General features: G+C 57.9%; 30 protein-coding genes. 21 read left to right on the top strand and 9 right to left on the bottom strand.

From position 1 onward, the window contains the following. The 3 genes from tmpA to AC2FH6_RS15995 are packed head-to-tail and all read left to right on the top strand — an operon-like array spanning position 1 to position 2386. On the top strand, positions 1–1137 hold the full coding sequence (gene tmpA, locus AC2FH6_RS16005; protein ID WP_496703550.1) for a 2-trimethylaminoethylphosphonate dioxygenase: 1137 nt from the start codon (positions 1–3) through the stop codon (positions 1135–1137). Continuing rightward, positions 1134–1724 (top strand): (R)-1-hydroxy-2-trimethylaminoethylphosphonate oxygenase, encoded by a 591-nt coding sequence (gene tmpB / locus AC2FH6_RS16000; RefSeq protein WP_496703549.1) that lies wholly within the window; start codon positions 1134–1136, stop codon positions 1722–1724. Before tmpA ends, tmpB begins: the two co-directional genes overlap by 4 nt. Next, positions 1721–2386: an ureidoglycolate lyase gene (locus tag AC2FH6_RS15995; protein ID WP_496697748.1), complete on the top strand. Its 666-nt coding sequence runs from the start codon at positions 1721–1723 to the stop codon at positions 2384–2386. Before tmpB ends, AC2FH6_RS15995 begins: the two co-directional genes overlap by 4 nt. A 25-nt stretch (positions 2387–2411) precedes the next feature. On the opposite strand, the gene dapB is transcribed toward AC2FH6_RS15995, so the two are convergent. Beyond that, positions 2412–3221, bottom strand: a complete 810-nt coding sequence (gene dapB, locus AC2FH6_RS15990; RefSeq protein WP_142640026.1) for a 4-hydroxy-tetrahydrodipicolinate reductase — start codon at positions 3219–3221, stop codon at positions 2412–2414. A gap of 91 nt (positions 3222–3312) precedes the next feature. On the opposite strand from dapB, the gene rbfA reads away from it, so the two are divergent. From rbfA to AC2FH6_RS15920, 14 genes are all read left to right on the top strand, one after another. Next, positions 3313–3708, top strand: coding sequence for a 30S ribosome-binding factor RbfA (gene rbfA, locus AC2FH6_RS15985; protein WP_142640024.1), 396 nt, complete (start codon positions 3313–3315; stop codon positions 3706–3708). After that, positions 3705–4442, top strand: coding sequence for a phosphodiester glycosidase family protein (locus tag AC2FH6_RS15980; protein ID WP_496703547.1), 738 nt, complete (start codon positions 3705–3707; stop codon positions 4440–4442). The genes rbfA and AC2FH6_RS15980 overlap by 4 nt, the downstream gene beginning before the upstream one ends. Before the next feature lie 60 nt (positions 4443–4502). Next, positions 4503–5408, top strand: coding sequence for a tRNA pseudouridine(55) synthase TruB (gene truB / locus AC2FH6_RS15975; RefSeq protein WP_496703545.1), 906 nt, complete (start codon positions 4503–4505; stop codon positions 5406–5408). 21 nt (positions 5409–5429) lie between these two features. Further along, positions 5430–5933 (top strand): DUF1643 domain-containing protein, encoded by a 504-nt coding sequence (locus AC2FH6_RS15970; RefSeq protein ID WP_496693050.1) that lies wholly within the window; start codon positions 5430–5432, stop codon positions 5931–5933. Positions 5934–6027: 94 nt separating this feature from the next. Beyond that, positions 6028–7041 carry a calcium-binding protein gene (locus AC2FH6_RS15965; protein WP_496703543.1) on the top strand — a complete coding sequence of 338 codons (1014 nt, stop codon included), beginning with the start codon at positions 6028–6030 and terminating at the stop codon, positions 7039–7041. Positions 7042–7186: 145 nt separating this feature from the next. Continuing rightward, positions 7187–7456 (top strand): 30S ribosomal protein S15, encoded by a 270-nt coding sequence (gene rpsO / locus AC2FH6_RS15960; RefSeq protein ID WP_142640015.1) that lies wholly within the window; start codon positions 7187–7189, stop codon positions 7454–7456. Between the two features lie 689 nt (positions 7457–8145). Then, entirely contained in the window at positions 8146–8355 is a 210-nt protein-coding gene (locus AC2FH6_RS15955) for a hypothetical protein (RefSeq protein ID WP_496703542.1), read from the top strand. A 316-nt stretch (positions 8356–8671) separates the two neighbouring features. After that, positions 8672–9025: an ArsR/SmtB family transcription factor gene (locus AC2FH6_RS15950; RefSeq protein WP_142640011.1), complete on the top strand. Its 354-nt coding sequence runs from the start codon at positions 8672–8674 to the stop codon at positions 9023–9025. Then, on the top strand, positions 9006–9428 hold the full coding sequence (locus AC2FH6_RS15945) for an SRPBCC family protein (protein WP_496703540.1): 423 nt from the start codon (positions 9006–9008) through the stop codon (positions 9426–9428). The genes AC2FH6_RS15950 and AC2FH6_RS15945 overlap by 20 nt, the downstream gene beginning before the upstream one ends. Then, on the top strand, positions 9425–9793 hold the full coding sequence (locus AC2FH6_RS15940; RefSeq protein ID WP_496703539.1) for a DUF1761 family protein: 369 nt from the start codon (positions 9425–9427) through the stop codon (positions 9791–9793). Before AC2FH6_RS15945 ends, AC2FH6_RS15940 begins: the two co-directional genes overlap by 4 nt. 236 nt (positions 9794–10029) lie before the next feature. Next, positions 10030–12180, top strand: a complete 2151-nt coding sequence (pnp, locus tag AC2FH6_RS15935) for a polyribonucleotide nucleotidyltransferase (protein ID WP_281973783.1) — start codon at positions 10030–10032, stop codon at positions 12178–12180. Positions 12181–12354: 174 nt separating this feature from the next. Further along, complete coding sequence (locus tag AC2FH6_RS15930; RefSeq protein ID WP_496697765.1) at positions 12355–12627, top strand: PepSY domain-containing protein; 273 nt, start codon at positions 12355–12357, stop codon at positions 12625–12627. A 23-nt stretch (positions 12628–12650) separates the two neighbouring features. Continuing rightward, positions 12651–13181: a helix-turn-helix transcriptional regulator gene (locus AC2FH6_RS15925; RefSeq protein WP_496697767.1), complete on the top strand. Its 531-nt coding sequence runs from the start codon at positions 12651–12653 to the stop codon at positions 13179–13181. Positions 13182–13229: 48 nt separating this feature from the next. Beyond that, a complete protein-coding gene (locus AC2FH6_RS15920) occupies positions 13230–13961 on the top strand; it encodes a glycosyltransferase family 25 protein (protein ID WP_282027884.1) in 732 nt (243 codons plus the stop codon). A 71-nt stretch (positions 13962–14032) separates the two neighbouring features. Here the strand turns inward: AC2FH6_RS15920 and AC2FH6_RS15915 are convergent, their stop codons facing one another. Beyond that, positions 14033–14683 carry a peroxiredoxin gene (locus AC2FH6_RS15915; protein ID WP_142639998.1) on the bottom strand — a complete coding sequence of 217 codons (651 nt, stop codon included), beginning with the start codon at positions 14681–14683 and terminating at the stop codon, positions 14033–14035. Positions 14684–14890: 207 nt separating this feature from the next. Here AC2FH6_RS15915 and AC2FH6_RS15910 point away from each other — a divergent pair, with 207 nt between their 5' ends. Next, positions 14891–16330 (top strand): aldehyde dehydrogenase family protein, encoded by a 1440-nt coding sequence (locus tag AC2FH6_RS15910; RefSeq protein WP_496703536.1) that lies wholly within the window; start codon positions 14891–14893, stop codon positions 16328–16330. A 12-nt stretch (positions 16331–16342) separates the two neighbouring features. Here the strand turns inward: AC2FH6_RS15910 and AC2FH6_RS15905 are convergent, their stop codons facing one another. From AC2FH6_RS15905 to AC2FH6_RS15895, 3 genes are all read right to left on the bottom strand, one after another. Continuing rightward, positions 16343–17242: a cation diffusion facilitator family transporter gene (locus AC2FH6_RS15905; protein ID WP_496703534.1), complete on the bottom strand. Its 900-nt coding sequence runs from the start codon at positions 17240–17242 to the stop codon at positions 16343–16345. A gap of 76 nt (positions 17243–17318) precedes the next feature. Continuing rightward, complete coding sequence (locus AC2FH6_RS15900; protein WP_281973788.1) at positions 17319–18170, bottom strand: bifunctional helix-turn-helix domain-containing protein/methylated-DNA--[protein]-cysteine S-methyltransferase; 852 nt, start codon at positions 18168–18170, stop codon at positions 17319–17321. 76 nt (positions 18171–18246) lie between these two features. Continuing rightward, the gene (locus AC2FH6_RS15895) at positions 18247–19290 is read right to left on the bottom strand and encodes a heme-binding protein (protein ID WP_496703532.1); all 1044 of its coding nucleotides are present in this window, start codon (positions 19288–19290) and stop codon (positions 18247–18249) included. Positions 19291–19500: 210 nt separating this feature from the next. Here AC2FH6_RS15895 and nth point away from each other — a divergent pair, with 210 nt between their 5' ends. Then, entirely contained in the window at positions 19501–20145 is a 645-nt protein-coding gene (gene nth, locus AC2FH6_RS15890; protein ID WP_271952085.1) for an endonuclease III, read from the top strand. Beyond that, on the top strand, positions 20142–21131 hold the full coding sequence (locus AC2FH6_RS15885; protein ID WP_142639987.1) for an adenosine kinase: 990 nt from the start codon (positions 20142–20144) through the stop codon (positions 21129–21131). The genes nth and AC2FH6_RS15885 overlap by 4 nt, the downstream gene beginning before the upstream one ends. Before the next feature lie 49 nt (positions 21132–21180). Here the strand turns inward: AC2FH6_RS15885 and trhA are convergent, their stop codons facing one another. Next, entirely contained in the window at positions 21181–21834 is a 654-nt protein-coding gene (trhA, locus tag AC2FH6_RS15880; RefSeq protein WP_496703530.1) for a PAQR family membrane homeostasis protein TrhA, read from the bottom strand. A gap of 1 nt (position 21835) precedes the next feature. Further along, complete coding sequence (locus tag AC2FH6_RS15875) at positions 21836–22321, bottom strand: RNA pyrophosphohydrolase (RefSeq protein WP_496703528.1); 486 nt, start codon at positions 22319–22321, stop codon at positions 21836–21838. A 138-nt stretch (positions 22322–22459) separates the two neighbouring features. Here AC2FH6_RS15875 and AC2FH6_RS15870 point away from each other — a divergent pair, with 138 nt between their 5' ends. Further along, entirely contained in the window at positions 22460–24487 is a 2028-nt protein-coding gene (locus tag AC2FH6_RS15870) for an FAD-dependent oxidoreductase (protein WP_496703527.1), read from the top strand. A gap of 51 nt (positions 24488–24538) precedes the next feature. On the opposite strand, the gene AC2FH6_RS15865 is transcribed toward AC2FH6_RS15870, so the two are convergent. Together AC2FH6_RS15865 and AC2FH6_RS15860 are read right to left on the bottom strand one after the other, a co-directional pair. Next, positions 24539–25147, bottom strand: a complete 609-nt coding sequence (locus AC2FH6_RS15865; protein ID WP_142639979.1) for a LysE family translocator — start codon at positions 25145–25147, stop codon at positions 24539–24541. Between the two features lie 127 nt (positions 25148–25274). Continuing rightward, complete coding sequence (locus AC2FH6_RS15860; RefSeq protein ID WP_496703525.1) at positions 25275–25715, bottom strand: DUF4399 domain-containing protein; 441 nt, start codon at positions 25713–25715, stop codon at positions 25275–25277. Positions 25716–25921 lie beyond the last annotated feature (206 nt).

Raw genomic sequence — 25921 nt, 5'->3', positions numbered from 1 at the left:
ATGCTGCGCTCTGCCACCCATACTCCGTCAATCGTCACCGTGGAATTCGATACAGGCCCAAGTACCCGCTTTCACGCCATCTGGCTACGCGACAACGCGCTTGATCCTGACACACGGGCACCGGGCAACGGACAGCGCCTGATCACCATTGGCGATATCCCCGCCGATACCATGGTCAGCGCTGCCTCAGTGGCCAACGGCGACCTCACAGTCACATTTCAACCCGAAAACAAGACTGTCACTTTCCCCGCTGATTGGCTGGCTGCGCATAGCTATGACCAAGAGGACAGCCGCACCTTTGGCCGCACCGCGCCCGGGATCACCACCTGGGAGCAAGGGCTCGACGCGCCCAGCGCTGACTGGAGCGACGTCCACGCCAACCCCGCAGCCAAGCGCGGCTGGCTGGCAATGGTCGCCGAATACGGGTTTGCCAAACTGACCAGCGGCCCGACCGAACCGGAATCTCTGTTGAAGGTGGCCGATCTGTTCGGATACGTCCGTCAGACCAACTATGGCCCCTATTTCGAGGTTCGAACCGAGGTGAACCCGACCAACCTGGCATTTACAGGGCTTGGCCTTCAGGCGCACACGGACAACCCCTATCGCGACCCGGTACCGACATTGCAGATCCTCTACTGCCTGGAGAACAGCGCCGAGGGTGGAGATTCCATTGTTGTGGACGGGTTCCGCGCGGCGGAGAAACTGCGCGATCAGAACCCCGATGGATTTGCCCTGTTGGCAGGTTTCCCGGCGCGGTTCGAATACAAGGGCTCGGACGGGGTCTGCCTGCGGTCGCGCCGCCCAATGATTGAGCTATCGCCCGATGGCGAGTTGATCGGTATCCGCTTTAACAACCGCTCGTCGGCTCCGTTTGTGGACATCCCTTTCGATCTGATGGAGGCCTATTACGCCGCCTATCGCCAGTTGGGTGAGATAATCGACGATCCGGCCATGGGCGTGTCGTTCAAGCTGGAGCCGGGTGAAAGCTTCATCGTTGACAACACCCGCGTCCTGCACGCGCGTCTGGGCTATTCCGGCGCCGGATCGCGGTGGTTGCAAGGCTGCTACGCCGACAAGGACGGCTTACTGTCAACCCTGGCGGCGATGGAACTGGCGACACTGGAGGCGGCGGAATGAAACCTGATTTCTCGACCCTGACCCCCGACAATATCGTGGCCTTCATCGGGGATATCTTTGACCGCCGCGGCGGCGAGGAATATCTGGGCGAACCCGTCACCATGGCAGAACACATGCTGCAGGGCGCGACCATTGCCGAACAGAACGGCATGCCCGAAGAGATCATCGTAGGGGCATTGCTGCATGATATCGGTCATTTCACATCCGAATTCGGCACGTACCACCCCGACGACACCGAAGACCGCCATCACGAAGATGCAGGCGCCGAGGTGCTGGAACAGTTCTTTCCGTCAGTTATCACCGATTGCTGCCGCTATCACGTGGCGGCCAAACGGTATCTTTGCGCTACCAAGCCCGAATATTTCAACCGCCTGTCCACGGCTTCGGTTCATACACTGGAACTGCAAGGCGGGCCGATGAGTGCCAGAGAAGTTGCCGAATTCGAGCAGAACCCGAACCTGAAAGAGATCATTCAGGTGCGTTATCTGGACGAAGCAGGTAAACGTGCAGACATGGAAACCCCCGGTTTCAACCATTTTGCGCCGATGGTGCAGCGAATGGTCGAAAAATATCAGGAGCTCACATGAACGCCCCAGAATACATTTTTGAGGCCAACACCAAACCCTCCCTGCCTTGGCACGAGGTCCCCCTGATCCGTGCTACAGACAAGTCGGTCAAGGACTATGGCTGTCTGGTCGACGACCCCGAATTCGAAATTGAAATCGTCCGTTGGCCGCAACAGGGTTGGCGGTCCATCGACGAAGGTACCGGCGATGAAGCCGGTTGGGTCGAAGGCACATTTCATGGTGAGTGGAAAGGGGACGTCCTTTACGGCGAGAACGAAGCGGTCAACGGCCACTATGTCCTCGGCTGGTCCACTGATCCGCAACAGGCCAACGCCAACCGGCAAACTGCTCCGCGTGATCAAGTTCTGCTTTGGCACATGAACTATCACCCCGATGGCGGACAGATGTTCTGGCCGATCGACAACAAGCCTTTCATCATCCCTGCCGCATTGCCGGGCGACAATCTGACACCGGAAAAAGTGGTGGCCTTTTGGTGTGATGGGTCACGCGGGCTGTATATCCATCCTGGCATCTGGCACGAGGGGATATTCCCGGTCGAGGACAATCAGCGTTTTCTGGATCGGCAGGGCAAGGTTCACGCGCGGGTCAGTGCGGATATCGGCAAAGAATTCGGCGTCTATCTCGCCTGCCCTTTGCGCGCAGATAAGATCCGAGAGTTGTAGTCGGTCTGTCGGCTCCCGGGCGGTGTCAAAGCCCCAGAACGTCCACCATGTCATATTGGCCAGGCGCTTTACCCTGCCCCCAAAGTGCGGCTTTCAGGGCGCCGCGCGCGAAAATGGCGCGGTCAGTGGCCAGGTGGCGCAGCACGATGCGTTCGCCCGGTGCCGCGAATAGCACGTCATGCTCACCCACGATGTCGCCGCCGCGAATGGCATGGAACCCGATATCGCCCCGTTTGCGCGCGCCGGTCATACCATCGCGGCCCCGATCGGACACCTCAGCCAGATCTACACCACGCCCTTCGGCAGCGGCCTCGCCCAGCATCAGCGCGGTGCCCGAGGGCGCATCGACCTTGTGGTGGTGATGCCCTTCGATCACCTCGATATCGAAATCTTCATCCAACGCGGCAGCGACCTTTTTGGTCAGCTGTACCAGCAGGTTCACACCCAGGCTCATATTTCCCGCCCGCACGATCACCGCATGACGTGAGGCCGGCTCCAAAGCGGCAATCTGCTCGTCACTCATCCCGGTAGTGCCGATCACATGCACACAGCGCGCCTGCGCCGCCAACGCGGCGAATTCCAGCGTCGCCTCGGGTGCGGTGAAATCAATCACGGCCTGCGCCTGGGCAAAGGCCTCCAGCGGATCGTCGGTCACCGTAACGCCCAGCGCTGCACCGCCCATGGCCACGCCCACATCCTGCCCAACCCAATCATGACCCGTGCGCTCGACCACGCCGACCAGGCGGGCCTGATCACTGTCGGTCACGGTCCTGATCAACATCTGACCCATACGGCCCGAAGCCCCTGTGATGACGATCCCCGGAATATGGGTCATTGCGCTGGTCCTTTCGCATTGATTGGCTCAAAGCCTCCTACCCGGTTCGCACCCGCTTGGCAAAGCCCCGCTTTGCGCTTAGATCGGGGATATGGCTAAGAACAAATTCCACGATGGCCCCGGCCCGTCCCAACGACAGCTGCGTGTCGGCGAACTGATCCGCCGCACCCTGTCCGAGGTTCTGGCGCGCGGAGATGTCCACGATCCCGACCTGAATCGCATGTCAATCACCGTGGGTGAGGTGCGCACCTCACCCGATCTGAAGATCGCCACCGCCTTTGTGCTGCCCCTGGGCGGCAAAGGGCAGGAGGATGTAATCGAACTGCTGGCCCGCAACAAACACGAGCTGCGGCGCATGGTTGGTAAAAAGGTCGGGCTAAAATTCTCCCCCGATCTGCGATTCCGGCTGGATGACACATTCGACCGTTTGGATGACACCCGCCGCATGTTCGATCAGGACGCGGTGCGCCGCGATCTCGACGAGTGATCCGGGCATTTGTCACTTTGGGCGCTTTCCTGTGGGCGGCACAAACCGGGGCAGTGACATGCGAAAAGGTCACGCATAGTAACAAACGCTACACTGTCTGCGAGGTGGATGCCGCGAATGAGGACATGCGCTTGTTCCTCAATGACGAGAATGGCGACCTGCTAGGGCATTTCTCGGCGGTGAATGAGGCGCTGGAGCCCGTTGGCAAGCGTCTGGCCTTTGCGATGAACGCAGGCATGTATCACGACGACCGCTCGCCCGTCGGCCATTATGTCGAGGACGGGCAGGAGCAGATGCGTGTGATCCCGAACCCCGGTCCCGGAAACTTCGGCCTTCTGCCCAACGGGGTGTTCTGCATCCGTGAGGGCCGCGCCGACGTGTATGAGACGCTCGAGTTTATTGATCAGGCCCTCGAATGTCGCTTTGCCAGCCAATCCGGCCCGATGCTTGTCATCGACGGAGAGCTGCACCCAAGGTTCCTGCCTGATTCGACGTCGGTTTATGTGCGCAATGGCGTGGGCACCAGCGCCGATGGCACCCGCGCGGTGTTCGCCATTTCCGAGGATTACGTCACCTTCCACCAATTCGGCAGCCTGTTCCGCGATGTGCTGGAAACGCCGAATGCGCTGTTCTTCGACGGCAATATCTCTCGCATGTATGACCGGGCGAACAGCAGATCCGATGTCGGGTTCTCGCTGGGGCCGATTGTCGGTGTGGTTGAAGACACGCCCTGAAATTGACAGGGCCAGACCGATCCGCTAACTCGCGCGCCTCGGCATAGAACAAGGTGCACAATGGGACGCAAACGCAAGGGTCGCGACATTTCCGGTTGGCTGGTGGTGGACAAGCCCGCGGGCATGACCTCGACCGCCGTGGTCAACAAGGTGCGCTGGGCAATGGACGCAAAGAAGGCGGGCCATGCGGGCACGCTGGACCCCGAGGCCACCGGCGTTCTGGCCGTGGCTTTGGGTGAGGCGACCAAAACCGTTCCCTATATCACCGACGCTTTGAAGGCCTATACCTTCACCGTGCGTCTGGGTCAGGCCACCAATACCGATGATGCCGAGGGCGAGGTGATCGCAAGCAGCGATACGCGCCCCTCGGATGAACAGATCAAAGAAGCCCTCGCGCCCTTTATCGGTGAGATCATGCAAGTTCCGCCGAAATTCTCGGCGGTGAAGATCGACGGGCAACGTGCCTATAAGCTGGCTCGCGATGGCGAGGATGTGGAACTCGCTGCGCGCCCTCTGTGGGTCGAGGAACTGGTTCTAGTCGACCGCCCCGACGACGACCACGTCATGCTGGAAATGACCTGCGGCAAGGGTGGTTATGTCCGATCGATCGCGCGTGATCTGGGCGCGGCGCTGGGATGCTACGGCCATGTCCGCGAGCTGCGCCGTATCTGGTCCGGCCCGTTCGAGACCAAAGACGGACTGAGCATTGAACAGATCGACGAGATGGCCAAAACCACCGCGCTGGATGATTACCTGCACCCGCTGGAAACTGGCCTATCGGACCTGCCCGAACTGAAATGCACCCCCGAAGGTGCGACCCGTCTGCGTAACGGCAACCCTGGTATGGTTCTGGCGTCCGATGTGGAATACGGGGATGAGGCCTGGGCCTCGCTGGATGGTCAGGCGGTGGCGGTCGGCATCTATAAATCCGGCGAATTGCATCCCAGCCGGGTGTTCGTCACGTAATCTGCGTGCTAGTCGAAACCCATGATCACGCGCACACATACCAAGGGCGACGCGCCCTCGACCGCTGTTTATTCAGATTGCGAGAGATACCGCTATAGCCTGACGCGCATCTGGGATCCGGCCGGGCGCAAGGCGCTGTTTGTGATGCTGAATCCGTCCACCGCGACCGAAGTGCAGAACGATCCCACGGTGGAACGCTGCGAACGCCGGGCGCGCGCGCTGGGGTTCGGCGCGTTTCAGGTCACCAATATCTTTGCATGGCGCGATACTGATCCACGCAAGATGCGGGCCGCTGCCGATCCGGTGGGGCCTGAGAATGACATGGCCATTCTGAATGGCGTGGACTGGGCCGATCAGGTCATCGCTGCCTGGGGCACCCATGGCGCGCATTTGGATCGAGGCACCGCCGTCGAAACCCTGCTGCGCGACACCGGTCAGCCGATGTACCACCTTGGGCTTACCAAGGACGGCCACCCCAAGCATCCGCTCTATATCGCTTACACGCAAAACCCCGAACCCTGGTGACAAAGGGTTAACCACAAGCTCAGCTAGGCTTTGACCAAAGCCCTGATTGCATGAGACATTTCACCCTCGAAGCAATGCGTTCAAGGAGGTTGTCATGTTTCTGATCGGATTGCTGAGTCTGGCAGCTGTCGGCGGGGCCGCCTATGCCATCGGCGATGTCTTTGACATAGATGAAGATCCCGGTGAGGACGATGTCGCCGACGACCAGCCTCCTGCGGTCGAAACCGGCGAATTCCTTGACGTCGGTGAGAATGTCGAGGAACCCGAAGCGCCCGAGATTTCGACCGGGACGATCATATCCGAAATCGAGGGCGACATGATCATCGCGGGTACCGAGGATCTGGACATCCTGACCGGCCAGGACGGCGACGATCAGATCAATGGATATGCGGGGGATGACACGATTTATGGTGGCGAAGGCGATGACACCCTGCATGGGGGAGGAGGCGCTGATACGATCTTTGGCGGCACTGGCCAGGATGTCATTCACGGCGAAGCGGGCGATGATCAAATCTCAGGCGGTGAGGGGGGTGATGCACTTTACGGGCATTTCGGCGCAGATCACCTGGACGGCGGGATGGGCGAGGATGAGCTGTATGGCGGGCAGGATGACGACATTCTGACCGGCGGTGAGGGCGATGACGCACTGCATGGTGGGTTTGGTGATGACCGGTTGAGCGGTGGCGAAGGCGAGGACGTGCTGTTCGGCGGTGATGGCGACGATATTCTGGACGGTCAGGATGGAGAGCACCCCGACGCGGTGGATTTCCTGAACGGTGGCGCCGGGGATGATACGATCATTGCTGAAAGCGGGGATATCGTAACCGGAGGCGAAGGCGATGATGACATCGCTGTTTCGCCCGAACCGGATGACGACGCCGTAACCGTCATGGATTTTCAGCCCGGTCAAGACAAGCTGCTGATCTCATGGGAAGGTCAGGAAAACCCGGACATCCAGATCGAGACAGACACCGAAGACGAGAACCTGACCCATGTAATTGTCGACGGGCAGAACGTGGTGCAGCTGATCGGGGCAGACGGAGTCAGCGCCGATGACATTCAACTGATATCCTCAGGCGATCTGGCGCAGCTCTGCGCGCTGGGCTGAATTTCCAGAATCCCTTTGCCATTGACCGCAATTGCGCCTATACGCGCGCATCCGTGTCGGAATCGATGCGGTTTTCTCCATGGGCCTGCGCTGGACGACATCCCGGCCTGTGCCATCAACCCTAACCTTTTCAAAGGAGACCCCGATGTCGATTACTGCCGCTGAAAAAGATCGCGTCATGAAAGAATTCGCAACCAAGGACGGCGATACCGGTTCGCCAGAAGTCCAGGTTGCCATCCTGACCTCGCGTATCACCACCCTGACCGAGCACTTCAAGACCCACAAGAAAGACAACCACGGTCGCCGTGGTCTGCTGAAGATGGTTGCCCAGCGCCGTAAGCTGCTGGACTATCTGAAAGGCAAAGAAGAAGCACGGTACCAGGACCTGATCAAAAAGCTGGGCATCCGCCGCTAAGCGCACGCTGCTGTTTTTGATACAGAGGCTGAAAAGCCTATAGATCATGATACGCTCGCCATTCGGCGGGCGTATTTGGTTTTGGGGTTCTCTCCGACCTTGAAGCAAAGCCTTTCGCTGCCTTCTCGATGACCGATCACGACAACATCTCGGACGATGGAAACTTTTTTCGCGCCGTGTGATCCACTTCACCGACAAGCTGCTCAAATCGCTGCAGTCTAGGAACTGTAGTGAGTAGGCGCTTATTTTTTTTCGAGCGTTAGGTTTTTCATAGTCCTCCCTTTTCAGGGCGCGCCCACAATGGGCGCGCCCGTTTTTATTGGGAGCCACGGTTCCGCCTGCTTACACGATAGAATCGCCCCTAAAGGCGGCCGCTTTTTTGCCTTCAGGACCGTTGAATTTGCCCGTGATGAACAGGTGTCAAATTGTGACGTTGCGTCGCAGAATCTCAGCGCTGGTTTAGAAAGTTGACGTAAACGTAAGCAACGTCGTGTTTTTTTATCAGAGAGTCAAAAAATGACGCGAAAGGCCAATATCTTCCCCCTTTGCACAGGATCGGTCGGTTCCTAAATGCCGCCTGTCGCTGCGGGTACACACTCACGGCAAACGGTCTTTGAGCCCTCCCACCCTCGTGGTTCGGACTGGCCCGCAGCGACAGTGTCTGACGACTATTTTACTGGAGTTTAACAATGCCTCTAAAATCAGTTTTGAACCGCGTTTTTGCAGCTAACCTTTCCCAGGCTCCTAAATCAGAAAAAAAGTCAACAATGGTCTCTGGCACAGATGGCATCGTAAAAAGAATGTCCGAGGTGGAAACTGCCGCAATCCTCCGCGGCATACTGAAAGAAGAAGAATTGGGGTTTCCCCAACCGCGTAGCAAAGAAGATTCGTTGCAATAGGCCCAGACCCGCTTTGATCCCGGATATATGAAAACCGCTTTCTGCACGATCATATTAGAATGGATCATCTTCTTTAAACTGGAGACGGGGCCAATACGGTCCGATCTCACCTGTAATCAGTGGCTCCACCAAAATCGTTAGCCACACAAGTCCTCCCCAAATTTTACCTGACTCAGACTGTATTCGGCCACATCTGCTCCGATCAGGGCCAAACCCTTATCCAACAGGGTGCATTTGGCGACTGGTCAATCAGGGTTTCAACATGTTATTCATCCAAATGGTTGACTGAAGCAGAATAAGGTTGTAATTCATCCAAATGGTTGAACGAGAGAGTCGATATGACCTCAATGCAATATTGAAGGCCGCGTCCGACCCGACCCGCCGCGCTATTCTGACGATGCTTGCGCAGCAGGGACCATTGCGGGTGACGGACATAGCGCGGCAATTCGATATGAGCCTCAACTCGGTCTCCAAGCACATCAAGGTGCTGGAAAACGCCGAGCTGGTGCAGCGCCGGACCGAATGGCGCGAACATCTGATCGAGGTTCAGATGGCTCCTTTATCAGCCGTTGATTCTTGGTTTGCCGGGTTGCGTTCGATTTGGGCGCTTCGGCTGGACGCCTTGGAAACTGCTTTGGAGGACCCAGAAGATGACGGACCTGTCACTTGAAATAACGCGCGCCATTCCACATCCACCCGAAAAGGTGTTTGATGCCTGGCTCAACCCCGAGATGCTGGCAAAATTCATGCTGCCGGCACCGGGCATGACCGTGCCCGAAGCGCATTCCGACGCCAAGGTCGGCGGCCGGTTCAAAATCATCATGCGCGCGCCCGAGGCTGGCGATCTGCCGCATGAGGGTGAATACAAGGTCATCGACCGCCCCAACCGGCTGCAATTCACCTGGAATTCGCCCTACAGCCAAGACGATTCCACGGTCACACTGGATTTCACACCCACCGAAAAGGGTACCGAGCTGCGGCTGCACCACATCCGCTTTCCCTCGCAGGAAAGCCGGGACAATCACGAGGGCGGCTGGTCCTCTATCCTTGCGGCGCTGGAGACGGCACTATGATCAACTGGCTGGCCCTCGGTGCAGGGGTGGTCGCTGCCTTTTTGTTGGGCTGGCTGGTCTACGGCCCTATGGGTTTTCAGAAACGCTGGGCCGAGGGCACCCGCATCGACCCGACGCCGCCCGAAACCCCGCCACTGGGCGCGATGGCCACACAGATCGTGTTCCTGATCCTGCTGGCTGCGGTAATCGCGGTGACCGAGACCACCAATAGCCTGGGCGTCGCCCTGCTTGCGATCCTTGCGGTGGCGGCGCAGACAGCCTCGGTCGGGACATGGGCGCAAAAAAGCGGCTTCGCCATTGCGGTCGACACCGGCTATGCGCTGGGCTGTGGTATCGTCATGATCCTGGTCCACGCGATCCTGTAGGATCGCAGCGCATGCCCGATCCTCGATGGATCGGGCATGCGCCCTTTATACCCTTACTCTTCCTCGGAACTCCTGCCTTTCCAAAGCCCCCAAACTGCTGTATGGGCGGTCCATCTGAGACGTTGTGCTCTGACTCCGGCACTCGAATGGAAGATAAAGTGGGGTCGGCGGCAATGGGGCCGCCACGCAAACGGGAGACCCGCAGGGGCGGGAGTGCTCCCTTCTAGGATACGCAAATGTTTGATGTAACAAAGAAATCAATTCAGTGGGGCGAAGAGACGCTGACACTGGAAACCGGCAAGGTTGCCCGTCAGGCGGACGGCAGTGTGATTGCCACGCTGGGCGAGACCAGCGTGATGGCAAACGTGACCTTTGCGCGGAAGCAAAAACCCGGTCAGGACTTTTTCCCGCTGACCGTCCACTACCAAGAGAAATATTATGCCGCCGGTAAAGTTCCGGGTGGCTTTTTCAAGCGCGAGGCGCGCCCGACTGAAAAAGAGACGCTGACCGCGCGTCTGATCGACCGGCCGATCCGCCCGCTGTTTGTTGACGGCTTCAAAAACGAAGTTCTGGTGATGTGCACCGTGCTGAGCCACGATCTGGTCAACGACCCTGACATGGTGGCGATGATCGCAGCCTCTGCCGCGCTGACCATTTCCGGCGCACCGTTCAGAGGCCCGATTGCTGGTTGCCGCGTTGGTTTCGAGGATGGCGAATACATTCTGAACCCGACCGTAGACGACATGCAGGACCTGCGCCTGAACCCTGAACAGCGTCTGGATCTGGTTGTTGCCGGCACCAAAGACGCCGTGATGATGGTTGAATCGGAGGCTTACGAACTGTCCGAAGCCGAGATGCTGGGTGCGGTCAAATTCGCACACGAGCAGATTCAGCCGGTGATCGACCTGATCATTTCACTGGCCGAAGACGCGGCAAAAGAGCCGTTTGATTTCCAGGCGCCCGATTATTCTGAGCTGTCCGCTGCCGTTAAGGCCGCAGGTGAAGAGCAGATGCGCGCAGCCTTCGCGATCACCGACAAGCAAGAGCGCACTGCCGCTGTTTCCGCTGCCCGCGACGCAATCAAGGAAGCCCTCACCGAGGAACAGCTGGAAGACGCGAACCTTGGCTCGGCGATGAAAAAGCTGGAAGCAGGCATCCTGCGCGGCGACGTCGTCAAAGGCGGCAAGCGGATCGACGGTCGTTCGACCACCGATATCCGTTCGATCGTTGCAGAAACCTCGATGCTGCCGCGGACACACGGCTCGGCCCTGTTCACCCGTGGTGAAACACAGGCGCTGGCTGTAACCACGCTGGGCACCGGTGATGATGAGCAGTTCATCGACGCCCTGCACGGCAACTTCAAATCGAACTTCCTGCTGCATTACAACTTCCCTCCTTATTCGGTTGGTGAAGCGGGTCGCGTGGGCCCTCCGGGACGTCGTGAGATTGGTCACGGCAAACTGGCATGGCGCGCGTTGCAGGCGGTTCTGCCTGCGGCAACCGATTTCCCCTACACGATCCGCATCGTGTCCGAGATCACCGAATCCAACGGATCAAGCTCGATGGCGTCTGTTTGCGGCGGTTCGCTGTCGATGATGGATGCGGGCGTTCCGCTGAAAGCACCGGTTGCCGGTGTTGCCATGGGTCTGATCCTGGAAGATGACGGCGATTACGCGATCCTGTCGGACATTCTGGGTGACGAAGACCACCTGGGCGACATGGACTTCAAGGTTGCGGGTACCGAAAACGGCATCACCTCTCTGCAGATGGACATCAAGGTTGCGGGCATCACGCCCGAGATCATGGAGAAAGCCCTGGCGCAAGCCAAGGACGGCCGGATGCACATCCTGGGCGAGATGGGCAAAGCCCTGTCCGAGACCAATGATTTCTCGGTCCACGCACCGCGCATCGAAACCATGAACATCCCGACCGACAAGATCCGTGAAGTGATCGGTTCCGGCGGCAAGGTCATCCGCGAAATCGTCGAAGTTTCGGGTGCCAAGGTCGACATCAACGACGATGGCGTGATCAAGATCGCCTCGCCCGATGGTGAATCGATCAAGAAGGCATACGAGATGATCCATTCGATCGTTGCCGAACCCGAAGAAGGCCAGATCTACACCGGTAAAGTGGTCAAGATCGTCGACTTTGGTGCTTTCGTGAACTTCTTTGGCAAGCGCGACGGTCTGGTCCATGTGTCCCAGATCGAAAACCGTCGCCTGAACCATCCGTCGGATGTTCTGAAGGAAGGCCAGGAAGTGAAGGTCAAGCTGCTGGGCTTTGACGACCGCGGCAAGGTGCGCCTGTCGATGAAAATCGTCGATCAGGAAACCGGCGAAGAGATCGCACCTGAGAAGAAAGAAAAGAAAGAGGAAGGCGCAGAATAATCTGCTCGCCCCTCTGATTTCTCGAAAGACCCCGGCTTTGTCCGGGGTCTTTTTTTTGTTCAGTCAGCATAAACCTTGGACCAATTCCGCCCAATTCAACCGAAATCCAATCGCACCACCGGCCAGGTGAACCCACGTCTCCTACATCGACGCAACAAATCTAGGAGATGCGAAATGGAGACTTTCAAAATGCTGACTCTGGTCGGACTGATCGCGACCGCCCCGGTGCTGGCTTTTGCCAACGTGACAGTCGGGGACAAGCTGGGCACCACCGAGACCGATATCCGTACCACTCTCGAGGCGCAGGGATACCAGATCGAAGAGATCGAATTCGAAGATGGCGAGATCGAGGTTGAACTCGTCAAGGATGGCGTGGAAACTGAACTGGTCCTGAACAAGACCGATGGCGTTGTCACCGCGATCGAGCTTGAAGAGGACGACGACTGACCAGACAATCTTAAAGGAGCGCTATGAAGATTTCACAGACGTCTTTTCTCTGGCTCCTTCTGGTGGTGCAGGCTGTCTGCGCCACCTTTTTCCTGACCGATGCGGCGCTTGACTGGTTTGGTGGCGAAACTGCCGGGTTCCGGCATCTGCACGAGTTCGAACTGTTCCTGTCCCTGGCTCTGATTGGTGGTCTGATTGCAACAATCACGCTGATCCGGGCGCAAGGCCTGCGCGTACAGGACATGCAGCGTCAATTGGGCGTGGCGCAGGGCGCATTCTCGCAGGTCATCGAAAACCAGTTCACGCAATGGCAGCTCAGCAATGCGGAACGCGATGTCGCAATCTTGTCTATCAAAGGTTTGTCGATCGCAGAAATCGCCGAGATGAGACAGACGAAAGAAGGGACTATCAAGGCACAAAGCGCTGCGATTTACCGCAAGGCGGGTGTCTCGGGACGGCTTCAACTGCTCAGCTTTTTTGTCGAAGAGCTTTTGTCCGAACCCCTAGTCAACACGTCCTCGTCGTCAGAACCCGCCGACCAGAGCCAGGCTTAATCCACGGTTGCTCTTTCCCCGCCTGACGCGGTGTTCTATGCACGGGGCATGCGATCCTTTGTCATCCATATGTCCTCGAGCACCGCGCGCCGTCCCAATGCTGATCAGCTCTGCGCGGCCCTGCCCAATGCTGAACTGTTTGAGGCCGTAAATGGCCGCGACCCTGACCAGATTTCCGGTGTCGAACTGCATTCCGGAAATCTGCACCGCCCGCATTACCCATTCCCCTTGCGACCCGCAGAAATCGGCGTGTTCGAAAGCCATCGACGCATCTGGCGCAAGCTGGTCGAGGACGATATCGACCTGGCCATCATCACCGAGGATGACCTGCGCATAGATCGGGCGCGAATGGAACAGGCGCTTGGGTTGTTGGCCTCAATCGCCACCCCCGATCACTATATCCGCATCCCCGTAAAACAGCGCGAAGTACCGGCAGAGGTCTTGGCAGAACAAGATGGCCTGCGGCTGATCCTACCCAAGGTGATCGGCCTGCAATGCGTATGTCAGATGGTGGGGAAAAACGCCGCCGAACGCCTTTTGGCGACCACCGACCAAATCGACCGCCCTGTCGATACCTTCTTGCAGATGCACTGGCTGACAGACCAGCCGGTTCACGCCTTGCAAGGCAGCGGAAATCAGGAAGTGGCACAGGAAATCGGCGGCTCGACCATTCAGACAAAACCGCCCCTGTCAGACAAATTAACCCGAGAGTTCAAGCGCGCAGCCTACCGCGCCAAGCTGCACCTGCACCCGCAGCGCCCGCCTGCTTCATCTGGCTGAAAATACCTTCCGGGGGGAATCGCGCCACGAGGCGCGATGGGGGGCAGACAGCCCCCCTGACCTGGGCCGTCTTACGACGGCGCCTTGGTCTTGCGCAGATAGGGGAAGATAGTCTCGAACTCGCCAAACTTTGCTTTGGCGTCGTCGTTTGAGACAGCAGGCGGAATGATTACGTCTTCGCCAGGCACCCAGTTCGCCGGGGTAGCCACGCCTTTCGACGACATCTGCAACCCGTCCAGTGCACGCAGAATCTCGGCAAAGTTACGTCCCACAGTCATAGGATAGGTCATCGACAGCTTCAGTTGCTTATCCGGCCCGATGATAAAGACCGACCGCACGGTCGCGCTGTCGGCCGGGGTACGCCCGTCCGGCAAATAGGCCTCGGCGGGCAGCATGTCGAAGGCCTTTGAAACGGCCAGACCATCATCGGCAATGATTGGAAAACCGGGATGCGCGTTGCCATAGGCCTCGATATCCTTTTTCCACTTCTTGTGGTCTTCGACGCCGTCAACCGAAACGCCCAGGACCTTGGTGTTGCGCGCGGCCCACTCATCGCTTAGCTGCGCGACGGCCGAAAACTCGGTGGTGCAGACAGGAGTGAAATCCTTGGGGTGCGAGAACAGAATGGCCCAGCTATCCCCAATCCAGTCGTGGAACTGAATGGTGCCCTGATCCGTTTCTGCAGTGAAATTGGGGACTGTGTCGTTGATGCGCAAACCCATGAAGCATCTCCTTTGCTAATTACAAAACCGAGTCGGTTGTCCAGAACCTAATCACTTTGCGCCGATGTTAAACAGTCAGCAAGTCACTTTAGCCCTAGGCCAGACCTCAAAATTCCATTTGATCAAATCGCGCTTGCCGGTTTCCTGAAGGCCTGACACAGTGGCGCCGAACCAAGAATCCCCGTCGCATGGTCAGGAGGATGCACCATGATCGAGAAACGCAATTTTTACATCAACGGTCAGTGGGTTGCCCCATCGGTTACGCATGATTTTCAGGTCATCAACCCCTCGACCGAAGAACCATGTGCCGTGATTTCGCTGGGCGATCAGGCCGATACGGACGCGGCTGTTGCAGCGGCCAAGGCGGCGTTGCCCGGCTGGATGGAAACCCCGGCGGAAACCCGCATCGCGATGGTCGAAAAGCTGATCGCGCTTTATGCCGAACGGTCCGAGGATCTAGCCCAGGCAATGTCGTTGGAGATGGGCGCCCCGATCGACATGGCGCGTAGCCAGCAAGTCGGAGCAGGAAGTTGGCACCTGGCAAATTTCATCCGCGCTGCCAAAGCGTTTCCTTTCGAGCGGCCGCTGGGCGATCACGCTCCCAACGACCAGATCATCTATGAGGCCGTCGGTGTCGCCGCCCTGATCACACCGTGGAATTGGCCAATGAACCAGGTCACGCTGAAGGTCGGTGCGGCTGCGATTGCGGGCTGCACAATGGTTCTGAAACCCTCGGAGCAAAGCCCGCTGAACGCGATGATCTTTGCCGAGCTGATGGATGAGGCCGGATTCCCACCCGGTGTCTTCAACCTTGTCAACGGTGACGGGGTTGGCGTCGGGTCTCAGCTGTCCACGCACCCCGATGTGGATATGGTCAGCTTTACGGGATCCACCCGCGCGGGCACGGCTATTTCCAAAGCCGCAGCCGATACACTGAAGAAGGTGCATTTGGAACTGGGCGGCAAGGGTGCAAACGTGGTCTTTGCCGATGCGGATGAAAAGGCCGTCAAACGTGGCGTGCTGCACATGATGAACAACACCGGTCAAAGCTGTAACGCCCCTAGCCGGATGCTGGTTCAGCGTCCCATCTATGACGCGGCGGTAGAAACCGCAGCTGAGGTTGCCGAAGGTGTCACCGTTGGCCCGGCGATGGAAGAAGGCCGCCATATCGGCCCGGTTGTGAACGAGCTGCAATGGGGCAAGATTCAGGACCTGATCCAAAAGGGTATCGACGAAGGCGCGCGCCTTGTCGCTGGTGGCACTGGCAGGCCCGAAGGGCTGAACAAGGGCTATTACGTGCGGCCCACGGTCTTTGCCGACGTCAACAACCAGATGACCGTCGCCCGCGAAGAGATCTTTGGACCGGTTCTGACCATGATCCCCTTCGATACTGAGGAAGAGGCCATCGAAATCGCCAATGACACACCTTATGGGCTGACCAACTATGTCCAGACGCAGGATAACGTCCGTGCCAACCGCATGGCCCGCGCTTTGCGGTCGGGTATGGTCGAGATGAATGGCAAATCCCGCAGCGCGGGTTCCCCGTTCGGCGGCATGAAACAATCCGGCAACGGGCGCGAAGGCGGCGTCTGGGGGCTGGAGGATTTCCTTGAGGTCAAGGCCGTCGGCGGCTGGGCTGCCGAGTAACCCACCTGCCGTCTAACCTGTTTTCGGGGCCCGTGCGCTATCTGCGCCGGGCCCTTTAGACTCTGATTCCGGCTCGAGATGAATCACAAAAACCGATCCGGGGAACTGATCGGTCAAAGCGTCTTCGATATCGTCACAGATATCATGGGCCGTCGCCACGCTCATGCCACCGTCAACGACCAGATGGAACTCGACAAAGATCATGCTGGCGGATCGACGGCCCCGCAGGTCGTGATATTCCAGCGCCCGGCCCAGATTTGCATCGATGATGCTCCGCACCTCATCCAGTTCGGGATCAGTAAGGGACACGTCCATCAGACCGTCAATCGACTTGCGAATGACCTTCCATCCCTCCCACAGAATGTTCAGGGCGACCAGAATGGCCAGGATCGGGTCCAGGATCAGCCAGCCGGTGGCAAGGGCCAACACCAATCCGATGACAACGCCCACCGAGGTGAACACATCGGTAAAGATATGCTTTGCGCTGGCCTCAAGCGCCGGAGAGGCGTACTGCCGCCCGACCCGCAGCAACATATAGGCCCAGGCACCGTTCAGAGCGGTTGCCAGCACATTGATTGCCACCCCGGTCAGCGGGGCCTGGTCCAGATGCGACGATGACAGCGCGGCAACGGCCTCTCGCAGGATTAGAAGTGCCGCCAGCACGATCAGCACACCTTCGACAACAGCAGACAGGTATTCGGCTTTCTTGTGCCCAAAGGGGTGATTATCGTCAGGAGGTTTGCCGCCGATCGAAACCGCAAAGAACGCCAGCAAGGCCGCGACCACATTGACCACGGATTCCATCGCATCGGACAACAAGGCGACTGATCCCGTCAACCACCAGGCCAAGAGTTTCAAGGCCAGAACCGCGATGGAAATCGGGATCGACCACAGGGCAAATTTCTGGATCATCGCATTGGTGTCCTGCAACCTTGGGACAGGTCTATCACTTTGTTCGATGATCCCTATGGCTTTTTCTGATCAGAAATCAAGCGTCTGCTTGTGCCGCCTCATAGGCCAGCATGGCGCGTTTCACCGGCAGGCCCCAATGATACCCACCCAGCCCCCCGGATTTTCGCAGCGCGCGGTGGCAAGGGATCAGCCAACTGACCGGGTTTCGACCCACGGCCGTCCCGACGGCGCGCACAGCTTGCGGTGATCCCACCCGTTGCGCGATCTCGGAATAGGTTGTGACCTGGCCCGAAGGGATATGCATCAGCGCTTCCCACACTTTGATCTGCAGGGGCGAGCCTATCAGATACAGAGGCGTTGGTTCCAATCGGTCGCTCACCGCGCCAAATGCACTGAGCGCCCAGGGCCGCAGGCGCATCGGGTCCTCGACGAAATTGGCATTGGGCCAACGCGACAACATATCCGCCATGGCATTTTCTTCGCCGGTTTCGGCCCCAAAGGCCATTCCGCAGATGCCCTTGTCGGTGCCCATCACCAAAGCAGGACCAAAAGGACATTCAAACCATCCCCAATAGATGGTCAAACCGGCACCCCTACGGGCATATTCGCCGGGGCTCATGGATTCCCATTTCAGGAACAGATCATGCAGGCGACCGCTGCCGGACAGGCCAACATTCAGAGCGGTTTCCAGTGTCGTGAATCGCTCGCGCAGCAACGCCTTGGCATGGCCTAGCGTCAGATATTGCTGATACCGCTTGGGCGATACCCCGGTCCAACGTGAGAACAGGCGCTGGAAATGCGCGGGGCTCATATCCATCTGCTGTGCCAGTTCCTCAAGACTCAGGGCCTCTCCACCCTGATCAATCAGGTCAATCGCCCGGCGCATGACATTATAATGATAGCCGCTTTCTGGGGTCTGGACATTCATGGTCGCACTCCTTCGATAGACAGAAGATGGCCTGTTACCGACCAGAGTGCGACCCGATTCTTGCGCTATCTGCCCCTCAGACCTGCGGGATAACGGTATAGGGTGCCGCCTCTTCCGGGGGTGCAACCTTTTCCATGACGTTGATGCTGACATGCGGCCAGCGGATCAGACCGGGCTTCCCGTCAAAGCGTGGGAAGAAATCCAGACCGACATTCTGCAGATACATCATCAGCAGCTTGGGTTCACCGCCAATTCCCGGCTCGTCCAGTTCCATGATCCAAAAGATCGAATCCATCACCGCCGCGTTGGCTTGTTTGACAACAAACGGAATGTTGACGATCCCAGCATCCTCAAGCGCGGTGTTGAACGGCAATATCGTGGTTTTTTTCACATTGTTCGGTATTCCAGCTGCCAGCAACAGATGCGGGTGCACAGGGTCGAAGCCTGGGAACCCCGGGGCGGTCACAACGCCGTTGAACGGATTATCGTGATAATGTTTGTAGGGCGAAAGATATCCGCTGTTCAGGTCCTTTGTGGCCCCTTCGGGCAGCCCGTCCACCACCGGAATCGTTGGCGGTCCATCGATCTCGCTCGCTTCTCCAAGACCTAACAACGAGTCGCCATGTGGCACCGTTCCCAAACGTGCAACGTTCAGATCGTTTGTGGTCAGATTGGTCATATGCAGGAACAGACCGGGCTCGTGATGGATGGCCAGATCGGCAGGTCCCGCCAGTCCGCTGTCGGGGCGATCTTCAGCCGAGAGCTGCGCGATGGACTGCTGATAGTCCAGCGTGACGACAAACTGATCGGTGTTAATGGTCGGGTCTCCTGAGGCCGGGTTCGGACGCTCAATCCCGCGGTTTGGAACCGCTTTGTCAACGGTCGTGAATTGAAGCGTTTCCTCGAATTGATTAACCAGCAGACGATAGTTGAGACGGCTGCCAGGCTCGGTCGCAAACGGAAGCGCGATCATGTTCCAGCCACGTCCGCGCGTGCTGTCGCCGTTCTTCCAAACTCCGGGCAGTAATTTCAGGGGGCCGAGGTCTTCGTCACCTTGATGGGCCAGCTCAACAGACCGATAACGGGACTGCATTTTTGCGGCAAGATCTGGGTTCGCCATGGATCAACCTTTCAATAATTAAATAAAATATCCGCCAATGCGGGAAAAATGCGCTGAAATAAAATTAGGCTGCGCATGGCAAGAATAACACGAATCAGGCTTACCCTACGTAATCCAAAACCCACAGCTATCCGCTAAGCAGATTCTTGCTTGTGTGGTTACCCGAGCCATCGGCTTGCCCTGCGCCGCAATACGTGCATACGTCGCCGCATGGCCAAGCAACTTGATTACCACACGATCCGAGAGATTTTTACCCGCTTTCAGCAGGCTGACCCGGAACCTGAGGGTGAGCTAGAGCATGTGAATGTCTATACTCTGGTCGTAGCGGTGGCGCTGTCTGCACAGGCCACCGATGTCGGCGTCAACAAGGCTACGCGCGCCCTTTTCAAAACCGCCGACACCCCGCAAAAGATGCTGGACCTGGGCGAAGATGGCCTGATCGAGCATATCAAAACCATCGGTCTATTCCGCCAAAAGGCAAAGAATGTCATCAAGCTCAGCCGTATTCTGGTCGAAGAGTATGACGGCGAAGTTCCCAATTCCCGCGCCGCGTTGCAATCGCTGCCGGGCGTCGGGCGTAAGACCGCCAATGTGGTGTTGAACATGTGGTGGCGCTATCCGGCTCAGGCCGTAGATACGCATATTTTCCGTGTCGGAAACCGAACAGGCATCTGCCCGGGAAAACATGTGGATGCGGTTGAACGCGCAATCGAAGATAACATCCCGACCGATTTCCAACTGCACGCACATCACTGGCTTATCTTGCATGGCCGGTATCACTGCAAAGCACGCAAACCTATGTGCGGAACCTGTATCATCCGCGATCTCTGCCAATTCGAGGACAAGAACCTATGAAAACCTACCAGCTCACCGGTATTGGAAACGCCGTTGTGGACGTGATCTCTCAGGCCGATGACAGTTTTCTGGAATTGATGGGCATCGAGAAGGGCATCATGCAGCTGATAGAACAGGAGCGGGGTGAACTTCTTTATGCCGCTATGGAAGGCCGCGTGCAAACGCCGGGCGGATCCGTTGCGAACACGATTGCCGGTGCCGGCGCACTGGGACTGAGCGCAGCCTTTATCGGACGCGTACATGATGATGCGTTGGGACGATTCTACGCAGAGGCGATGCACGAGGACGGTGTGGATTTCGTGAACCCTCCCGTACCGGGTGGAGAGCTTCCGACCTCGCGCTCGATGATTTTTGTCTCACCCGACGGCGAACGGTCGATGAACACCTATCTGGGAATTTCCTCGGAGCTTTCCTCGGCGGATGTGTCAGCCGAGGTCGCGGGTAACAGCCAGATCATGTTCCTTGAAGGCTATTTGTTCGACAAGGAAAAAGGCAAAGCTGCGTTCCTTCAGGCCGCACGGGATTGCCACAAGGGCGGCGGCAAGGCCGGGATCGCCATTTCTGACCCGTTCTGCGTTGAACGGCACCGGGTCGATTTCCTACTGCTGATCGAAAATGAACTGGATTTTGTGATCGGCAACGAGGCCGAGATCAAATCCCTATTCGAAACCAATGATCTTGAGGATGCACTGGCGAAAACCGCCGATATCTGCCCACTGGTGGTCTGCACCCGGTCAGGCGACGGGGTAACTGTGCTGAATGAAGGTCAGCGCTTTGACATTCCGGTGGAAAAAATCGTTCCCGTCGACGCCACCGGCGCAGGCGACCAATTCGCAGCCGGGTTCCTGTTTGGCATGGCCACTGGGCGAGACTATGAGACCTGCGCCAAGATGGGCAATGTCTGCGCCCGTGAGGTGATCAGCCATATCGGCCCGCGCCCCAAGGCGGATATGATCGATTTGCTCAAGCAGGGCGGCTTGCTCTAATCGGATCAGGACTGGCCTATAGTTTGTGGGAGGGGCAGAGCCCCTCCCCTCACGGGTATCCCTGCACGAACAGGGCGATCCAGATGCCTACGAACATGAATATGCCGCCAAGATTGACCCAAGCGTGCCAAATCGCATAGCGGAAAGGCAGTGCCTTGCGGGCATAAAAGACTGTGCCGATCACGTAGCTTGCCGCCCCGGCCAGAATGCACCACAGGACTGAAACGGGGACATCTTTCAGATCGGGTATGGCGCACAGCCCCAGCGCGCCCAGACCCAGATAGGATGCTGTTGACCATCGGGATTTGACCGTCTTGTTGGCGATCTTGTTCCAGATGGCCACCACAGTCAGCCCCCAGCACAACCAGAGCAAAGTCATGGTCCAGCCGGTACCGGCCAGCAGGAAAAAGGGTGTGAAGGTGCCGCAGATACTGGAATAGATTGCGGCATGGTCTATGCGTCGCAGCAGCTGCCGACGCTGGTGCCAGCGGGAAAAGTGATAAAAACACGAGGCCAGATTAGAGCCCAACGCACAGGCTACATAAACCAGAACCGCAAGAATAAGCCCGCTGTCGAGCATCAGGTACGATTTGCGGATCAGCGCTCCGCCAGCGGTCAAAATCAACGCCAGACCGATAAGATGCACGACCAGATCGGCGCGGCGGTGGCGTGGGTCCGGACTGGGATAGGTCTGTGGGATCATGTCAGTTCAGGTGATCCGAAAACGCTGCAACCACGTGTTCATACACGTCGCGTTTGAACGGCACGATTTCGGCAACCAGCTGGCCCGGTTCCTGCCATTTCCATCGGGTGAATTCGGGATGCTCAGTCTGAATGTTGATCTGATCGTCGCGGCCAGAGAACCGCATCAGAAACCATTTCTGCTCTTGCCCCCGATACCGACCTTTCCAGATCTTCGGCACGATGTCATGCGGCAGATCATAGGGCAACCACCCCTCGGTCTCGGCGATGATCTCGACCAGATCTGCCGTGACGCCGGTTTCTTCCCACAGCTCGCGCAGCGCCGCATCGCGCGGGTCTTCACCCTGGTCCACACCACCCTGAGGCATCTGCCAGGCGTCCTTGTGGCGGTCGTTGCGCTGGCCGACGAATATCTTACCCTCGGCATTCATCAACATCAGCCCGACGCAGGGGCGGTAGGGCAGTTTGGCAATCTCTTCGGGGGTCATACGCGGCCTCGTAAACATGCTTTGGAGCGTCTGTAACAAGCAGCGGGCCCAAGGCAAAGGGTATGACGTTAGGTTTCGCGTGACAAAGATGACGCGAAGGTCAATCTGGCAGCCAAATTCTATAAGGGAGAGTTCTGGATGACTGCATACCCAAACATGCTGGCCCCGCTGGATCTGGGCTTTACCACGCTGAAGAACCGCGTGCTGATGGGCTCGATGCATACCGGGCTTGAGGAGACTGGCGATTGGAATCGGGTGGCCGAGTTCTATGCCGACCGCGCGCGCGGTGGCGTGGCGCTGATGGTGACTGGAGGGATTGGACCAAATCTTGAAGGTTCGGTACTGCCGGGGGCATCAATGATGACCAACGACAAAGAAGTGGCAAACCACTCCATCGTCACCCAACGGGTGCATGAGGCCGGTGGCAAGATCGCGATGCAGATCCTACATGCGGGGCGCTATGCCTACGGACCGAAATGTGTCGCACCCAGCCCTGTGAAATCTCCGATCTCTCCGTTCCCGCCGACCGAGTTGGACGAAGAGGGTATCGAGAAACAGATCAGCGATATCGTGAACGCCGCGGTCCTGGCCCAGAAAGCGGGCTATGACGGGGTCGAGATCATGGGATCCGAAGGGTATTTCCTCAACCAATTTCTGGTGACTCACACCAACAAGCGCGAGGACCGTTGGGGCGGCTCTTATGAGAACCGGATGCGCCTGCCGATCGAGGTCGTTCGCCGCACGCGCGAGGCCGTCGGCACGGAATTCATCATCATCTACCGCTTGTCGATGATTGACCTGGTTCCCAACGGATCTACTCATGATGAGGTTGTGGAACTGGCGCAGCGGATCGAACAGGCCGGCGCCACGATCATCAACACCGGCATCGGCTGGCACGAGGCGCGGATTCCCACCATTGCCACCAGCGTTCCGCGCGCGGCCTTTGCTTGGGTGACCAAAAAGCTGATGGGCAAGGTCTCGATCCCGGTCATTACGTCAAACCGGATTAACACGCCGGAGGTCGCCGAAGAAGTTCTTGCCACGGGGTGCGCCGACATGGTCTCGCTGGCCCGCCCGATGCTGGCAGATGCGGATTTCGTTAACAAAGCCATCGCTGCTGAGGCGGCGACGATTGCACCCTGCATCGCTTGCAACCAGGCCTGTCTGGATCACACATTCCAGGGCAAACTGACCTCGTGCCTGGTAAACCCGCGCGCTTGTCACGAAACCGAACTGGTGATCACACAGGCCGACAGCGTGAAGAAAATCGCCATCGTAGGGGCGGGCCCGGCAGGCCTGTCCACCGCAATGACCGCCGCGCAGCGTGGCCATGACGTGACCATTTTTGACCGTGCCCGTGAGATCGGCGGCCAGTTGAACATGGCCAAGCAGGTTCCGGGCAAAGAAGAATTCTGGGGTCTGGTCGAATGGTACCGCACCATGATTGCCGATTTGGGCATTAAGGTAGTGCTTGAGCGCGAAGTGGGCGCCGACGATCTGACTGGTTATGACGAGGTGGTAATTGCCACCGGTGTCGTTCCGCGTGATCCGAAAATCCCTGGTCAGGACCGAGACAATGTCGTCGATTATATCGACGTCCTGCGCCACAAGACCCCGGTTGGCAAATCAGTGGCCGTGATCGGAGCAGGTGGGATTGGCTTTGACGTGTCCGAATTCCTGCTGGAAGAAGGCCACAGCATCACCACCGACTTGCCTGCCTGGATGAAGGAATGGGGCGTTACCGACCCGGCCGAGCATCGCTCGGGGCTGGCACCTGAAGGGCCACAACCTGCCGTCCCCGCGCGCCAGGTGACTTTGCTGCAGCGCAAGGCGCAAGCCCATGGCAAAGGGTTGGGCAAGACCACCGGCTGGATTCATCGCGCAACGCTGAAGATGAAAAACGTCAATTTCGTCGGTGGCGTGAATTATGAGCGGATCGACGATGACGGGCTGCATGTGAGTTTCGGCGAAGCACGCGAGAACCCGACAGTAATTGCGGTGGATACGATTGTTCTGTGCTCGGGCCAGATCTCGGACCGCAGCCTGGCCGATACGTTGATCGAACGTGGCATCACCCCACATGTGATCGGCGGCGCGGATGTTGCAGCCGAATTGGACGCCAAACGGGCCATCAATCAGGGCACGCGGCTGGCAACCACTTTCTGATTTGCCTTGGCCCGGTCCAGAACCGGGCCAATCGCTCTGCTGGTATTGGGGTCAGTCGGCCAGCGCCAGCTTTGCACCCAATGCCCCAAAGGCCCCGGCGAAACAGCGCCTGACCCAAGCCATGACAGTGGGCCGCTGGATCACATAGTCGCGTGCCACCGCAGCGAAAGCGCCATAGCCAACAAATACGACAAAGGTCATGGCCATGAAGGACAAGGCCAACTTGATCAGCTCTGCTTCGGCGGCACCTGTACCGGCGGGAATGAATTGCGGCAGAAAGGCCAGAAAGAACAAAGATAGCTTGGGGTTCAACACATTGATCAAGGTGCCCGTGATTGCAATCTTCACATACCCTTTTGCGGGTTTCTGGCTCTGTACATCCAATGCTCCGCCTTGCCGGACGATCCCCCAGGCCATGTAAAACAGATACAGCACCCCAAGGTATTTTAGCACCAGAAAGGCCAGCGCGCTGGTATGCAGCAGGGCCGCAAGACCGACGATACTGGCCAGCGCAGCAGGTACGATCCCTATGGTACAGCCAATCGCCGCCGCAAAACTGGCCCAAAAGCCACGCCCCAACCCAACCGCAAGCGTATAGATCACGCCGGTGCCTGGTAAAAGCACAACGATCAGAGACGTCAGTAGGAACTCTGTCGACATCCCAGCCCTCCCTTTCCTAGCACGCAGAATTTCCGGTTCGAAAGGAAAAGTAAACGCCATACATCACTGTGGCCCGGCGACATTCCTGAAAGCCCGCCGGATACCAACAGCAGAAGTCCCTTATCGCTTATTCAACGGTTATCGTAATCACCTCAGACACGATGGGCGTGGAATGCGGTACATGACCTGCATCGCCCAGCACTAGCTGAAGCGTATGTTCGCCTGCAGCCATTTCCAGCGTCACCTCGGTCTGACCGCCGCCAAAATGGATATGATTGTCATCCGCGGGCAGACCATAAGACAACTCCTCCGCACCGTCCTCTCCCTGCCCCAAAGGCGGTCGGTCGATCAGCAGATGATGATGCCCGGTGTTTTCCTTTTCAGTACCCGCCGGCGCGACCCCCATGCCGCTGAGGCCAAAGACCACGGTGACCGGAGATTGGACAACGTCGCCGTCAGACAATTTCACAAAATAGACCTGCGCTTCGGGGTTTGATGGTGTTTCACCCCCGGCCAGAGCAAATGTCGCCGACAGGCAGGTTGCGGCAATAGCTAAAACAGCTTTCATAATCTTCTCCGTTGTCACAAATTTGCCATCCTCATGGTAGCATGTTTCGGCCCGAAATCGAGGATACCCGTTGTCAAAAGGCTTGTGGCCCATATGGAAACCACTGTTTCAGAGTTTCCCAAGCGCAAACGATCCGATTCAAATCCCTGATATTATCCCATGTCCGCCCTGTTTCCGCCCAGATTTGACGTAAAGATCAGTTAAAG

The organism is Ruegeria sp. CDSC045 (genome assembly GCF_059610725.1).
The sequence above is the reverse complement of the archived record's forward strand: the minus strand, read 5'-3'. Positions and strand labels throughout refer to the sequence as shown.

Excerpts from the sequence above, each read along its gene's own strand:
- tmpA (WP_496703550.1), top strand. The coding sequence starts at position 1 with ATGCTGCGCTCTGCCACCCATACTCCGTCAATCGTCACCGTGGAATTC.
- tmpB (WP_496703549.1), top strand. The coding sequence starts at position 1,134 with ATGAAACCTGATTTCTCGACCCTGACCCCCGACAATATCGTGGCCTTC.
- AC2FH6_RS15995 (WP_496697748.1), top strand. The coding sequence starts at position 1,721 with ATGAACGCCCCAGAATACATTTTTGAGGCCAACACCAAACCCTCCCTG.
- dapB (WP_142640026.1), bottom strand. The coding sequence starts at position 3,221 with ATGACCCATATTCCGGGGATCGTCATCACAGGGGCTTCGGGCCGTATG.
- rbfA (WP_142640024.1), top strand. The coding sequence starts at position 3,313 with ATGGCTAAGAACAAATTCCACGATGGCCCCGGCCCGTCCCAACGACAG.
- truB (WP_496703545.1), top strand. The coding sequence starts at position 4,503 with ATGGGACGCAAACGCAAGGGTCGCGACATTTCCGGTTGGCTGGTGGTG.
- AC2FH6_RS15970 (WP_496693050.1), top strand. The coding sequence starts at position 5,430 with ATGATCACGCGCACACATACCAAGGGCGACGCGCCCTCGACCGCTGTT.
- AC2FH6_RS15965 (WP_496703543.1), top strand. The coding sequence starts at position 6,028 with ATGTTTCTGATCGGATTGCTGAGTCTGGCAGCTGTCGGCGGGGCCGCC.
- rpsO (WP_142640015.1), top strand. The coding sequence starts at position 7,187 with ATGTCGATTACTGCCGCTGAAAAAGATCGCGTCATGAAAGAATTCGCA.
- AC2FH6_RS15955 (WP_496703542.1), top strand. The coding sequence starts at position 8,146 with ATGCCTCTAAAATCAGTTTTGAACCGCGTTTTTGCAGCTAACCTTTCC.
- AC2FH6_RS15950 (WP_142640011.1), top strand. The coding sequence starts at position 8,672 with ATGGTTGAACGAGAGAGTCGATATGACCTCAATGCAATATTGAAGGCC.
- AC2FH6_RS15945 (WP_496703540.1), top strand. The coding sequence starts at position 9,006 with ATGACGGACCTGTCACTTGAAATAACGCGCGCCATTCCACATCCACCC.
- AC2FH6_RS15940 (WP_496703539.1), top strand. The coding sequence starts at position 9,425 with ATGATCAACTGGCTGGCCCTCGGTGCAGGGGTGGTCGCTGCCTTTTTG.
- pnp (WP_281973783.1), top strand. The coding sequence starts at position 10,030 with ATGTTTGATGTAACAAAGAAATCAATTCAGTGGGGCGAAGAGACGCTG.
- AC2FH6_RS15930 (WP_496697765.1), top strand. The coding sequence starts at position 12,355 with ATGGAGACTTTCAAAATGCTGACTCTGGTCGGACTGATCGCGACCGCC.
- AC2FH6_RS15925 (WP_496697767.1), top strand. The coding sequence starts at position 12,651 with ATGAAGATTTCACAGACGTCTTTTCTCTGGCTCCTTCTGGTGGTGCAG.
- AC2FH6_RS15920 (WP_282027884.1), top strand. The coding sequence starts at position 13,230 with ATGCGATCCTTTGTCATCCATATGTCCTCGAGCACCGCGCGCCGTCCC.
- AC2FH6_RS15915 (WP_142639998.1), bottom strand. The coding sequence starts at position 14,683 with ATGGGTTTGCGCATCAACGACACAGTCCCCAATTTCACTGCAGAAACG.
- AC2FH6_RS15910 (WP_496703536.1), top strand. The coding sequence starts at position 14,891 with ATGATCGAGAAACGCAATTTTTACATCAACGGTCAGTGGGTTGCCCCA.
- AC2FH6_RS15905 (WP_496703534.1), bottom strand. The coding sequence starts at position 17,242 with ATGATCCAGAAATTTGCCCTGTGGTCGATCCCGATTTCCATCGCGGTT.
- AC2FH6_RS15900 (WP_281973788.1), bottom strand. The coding sequence starts at position 18,170 with ATGAATGTCCAGACCCCAGAAAGCGGCTATCATTATAATGTCATGCGC.
- AC2FH6_RS15895 (WP_496703532.1), bottom strand. The coding sequence starts at position 19,290 with ATGGCGAACCCAGATCTTGCCGCAAAAATGCAGTCCCGTTATCGGTCT.
- nth (WP_271952085.1), top strand. The coding sequence starts at position 19,501 with ATGGCCAAGCAACTTGATTACCACACGATCCGAGAGATTTTTACCCGC.
- AC2FH6_RS15885 (WP_142639987.1), top strand. The coding sequence starts at position 20,142 with ATGAAAACCTACCAGCTCACCGGTATTGGAAACGCCGTTGTGGACGTG.
- trhA (WP_496703530.1), bottom strand. The coding sequence starts at position 21,834 with ATGATCCCACAGACCTATCCCAGTCCGGACCCACGCCACCGCCGCGCC.
- AC2FH6_RS15875 (WP_496703528.1), bottom strand. The coding sequence starts at position 22,321 with ATGACCCCCGAAGAGATTGCCAAACTGCCCTACCGCCCCTGCGTCGGG.
- AC2FH6_RS15870 (WP_496703527.1), top strand. The coding sequence starts at position 22,460 with ATGACTGCATACCCAAACATGCTGGCCCCGCTGGATCTGGGCTTTACC.
- AC2FH6_RS15865 (WP_142639979.1), bottom strand. The coding sequence starts at position 25,147 with ATGTCGACAGAGTTCCTACTGACGTCTCTGATCGTTGTGCTTTTACCA.
- AC2FH6_RS15860 (WP_496703525.1), bottom strand. The coding sequence starts at position 25,715 with ATGAAAGCTGTTTTAGCTATTGCCGCAACCTGCCTGTCGGCGACATTT.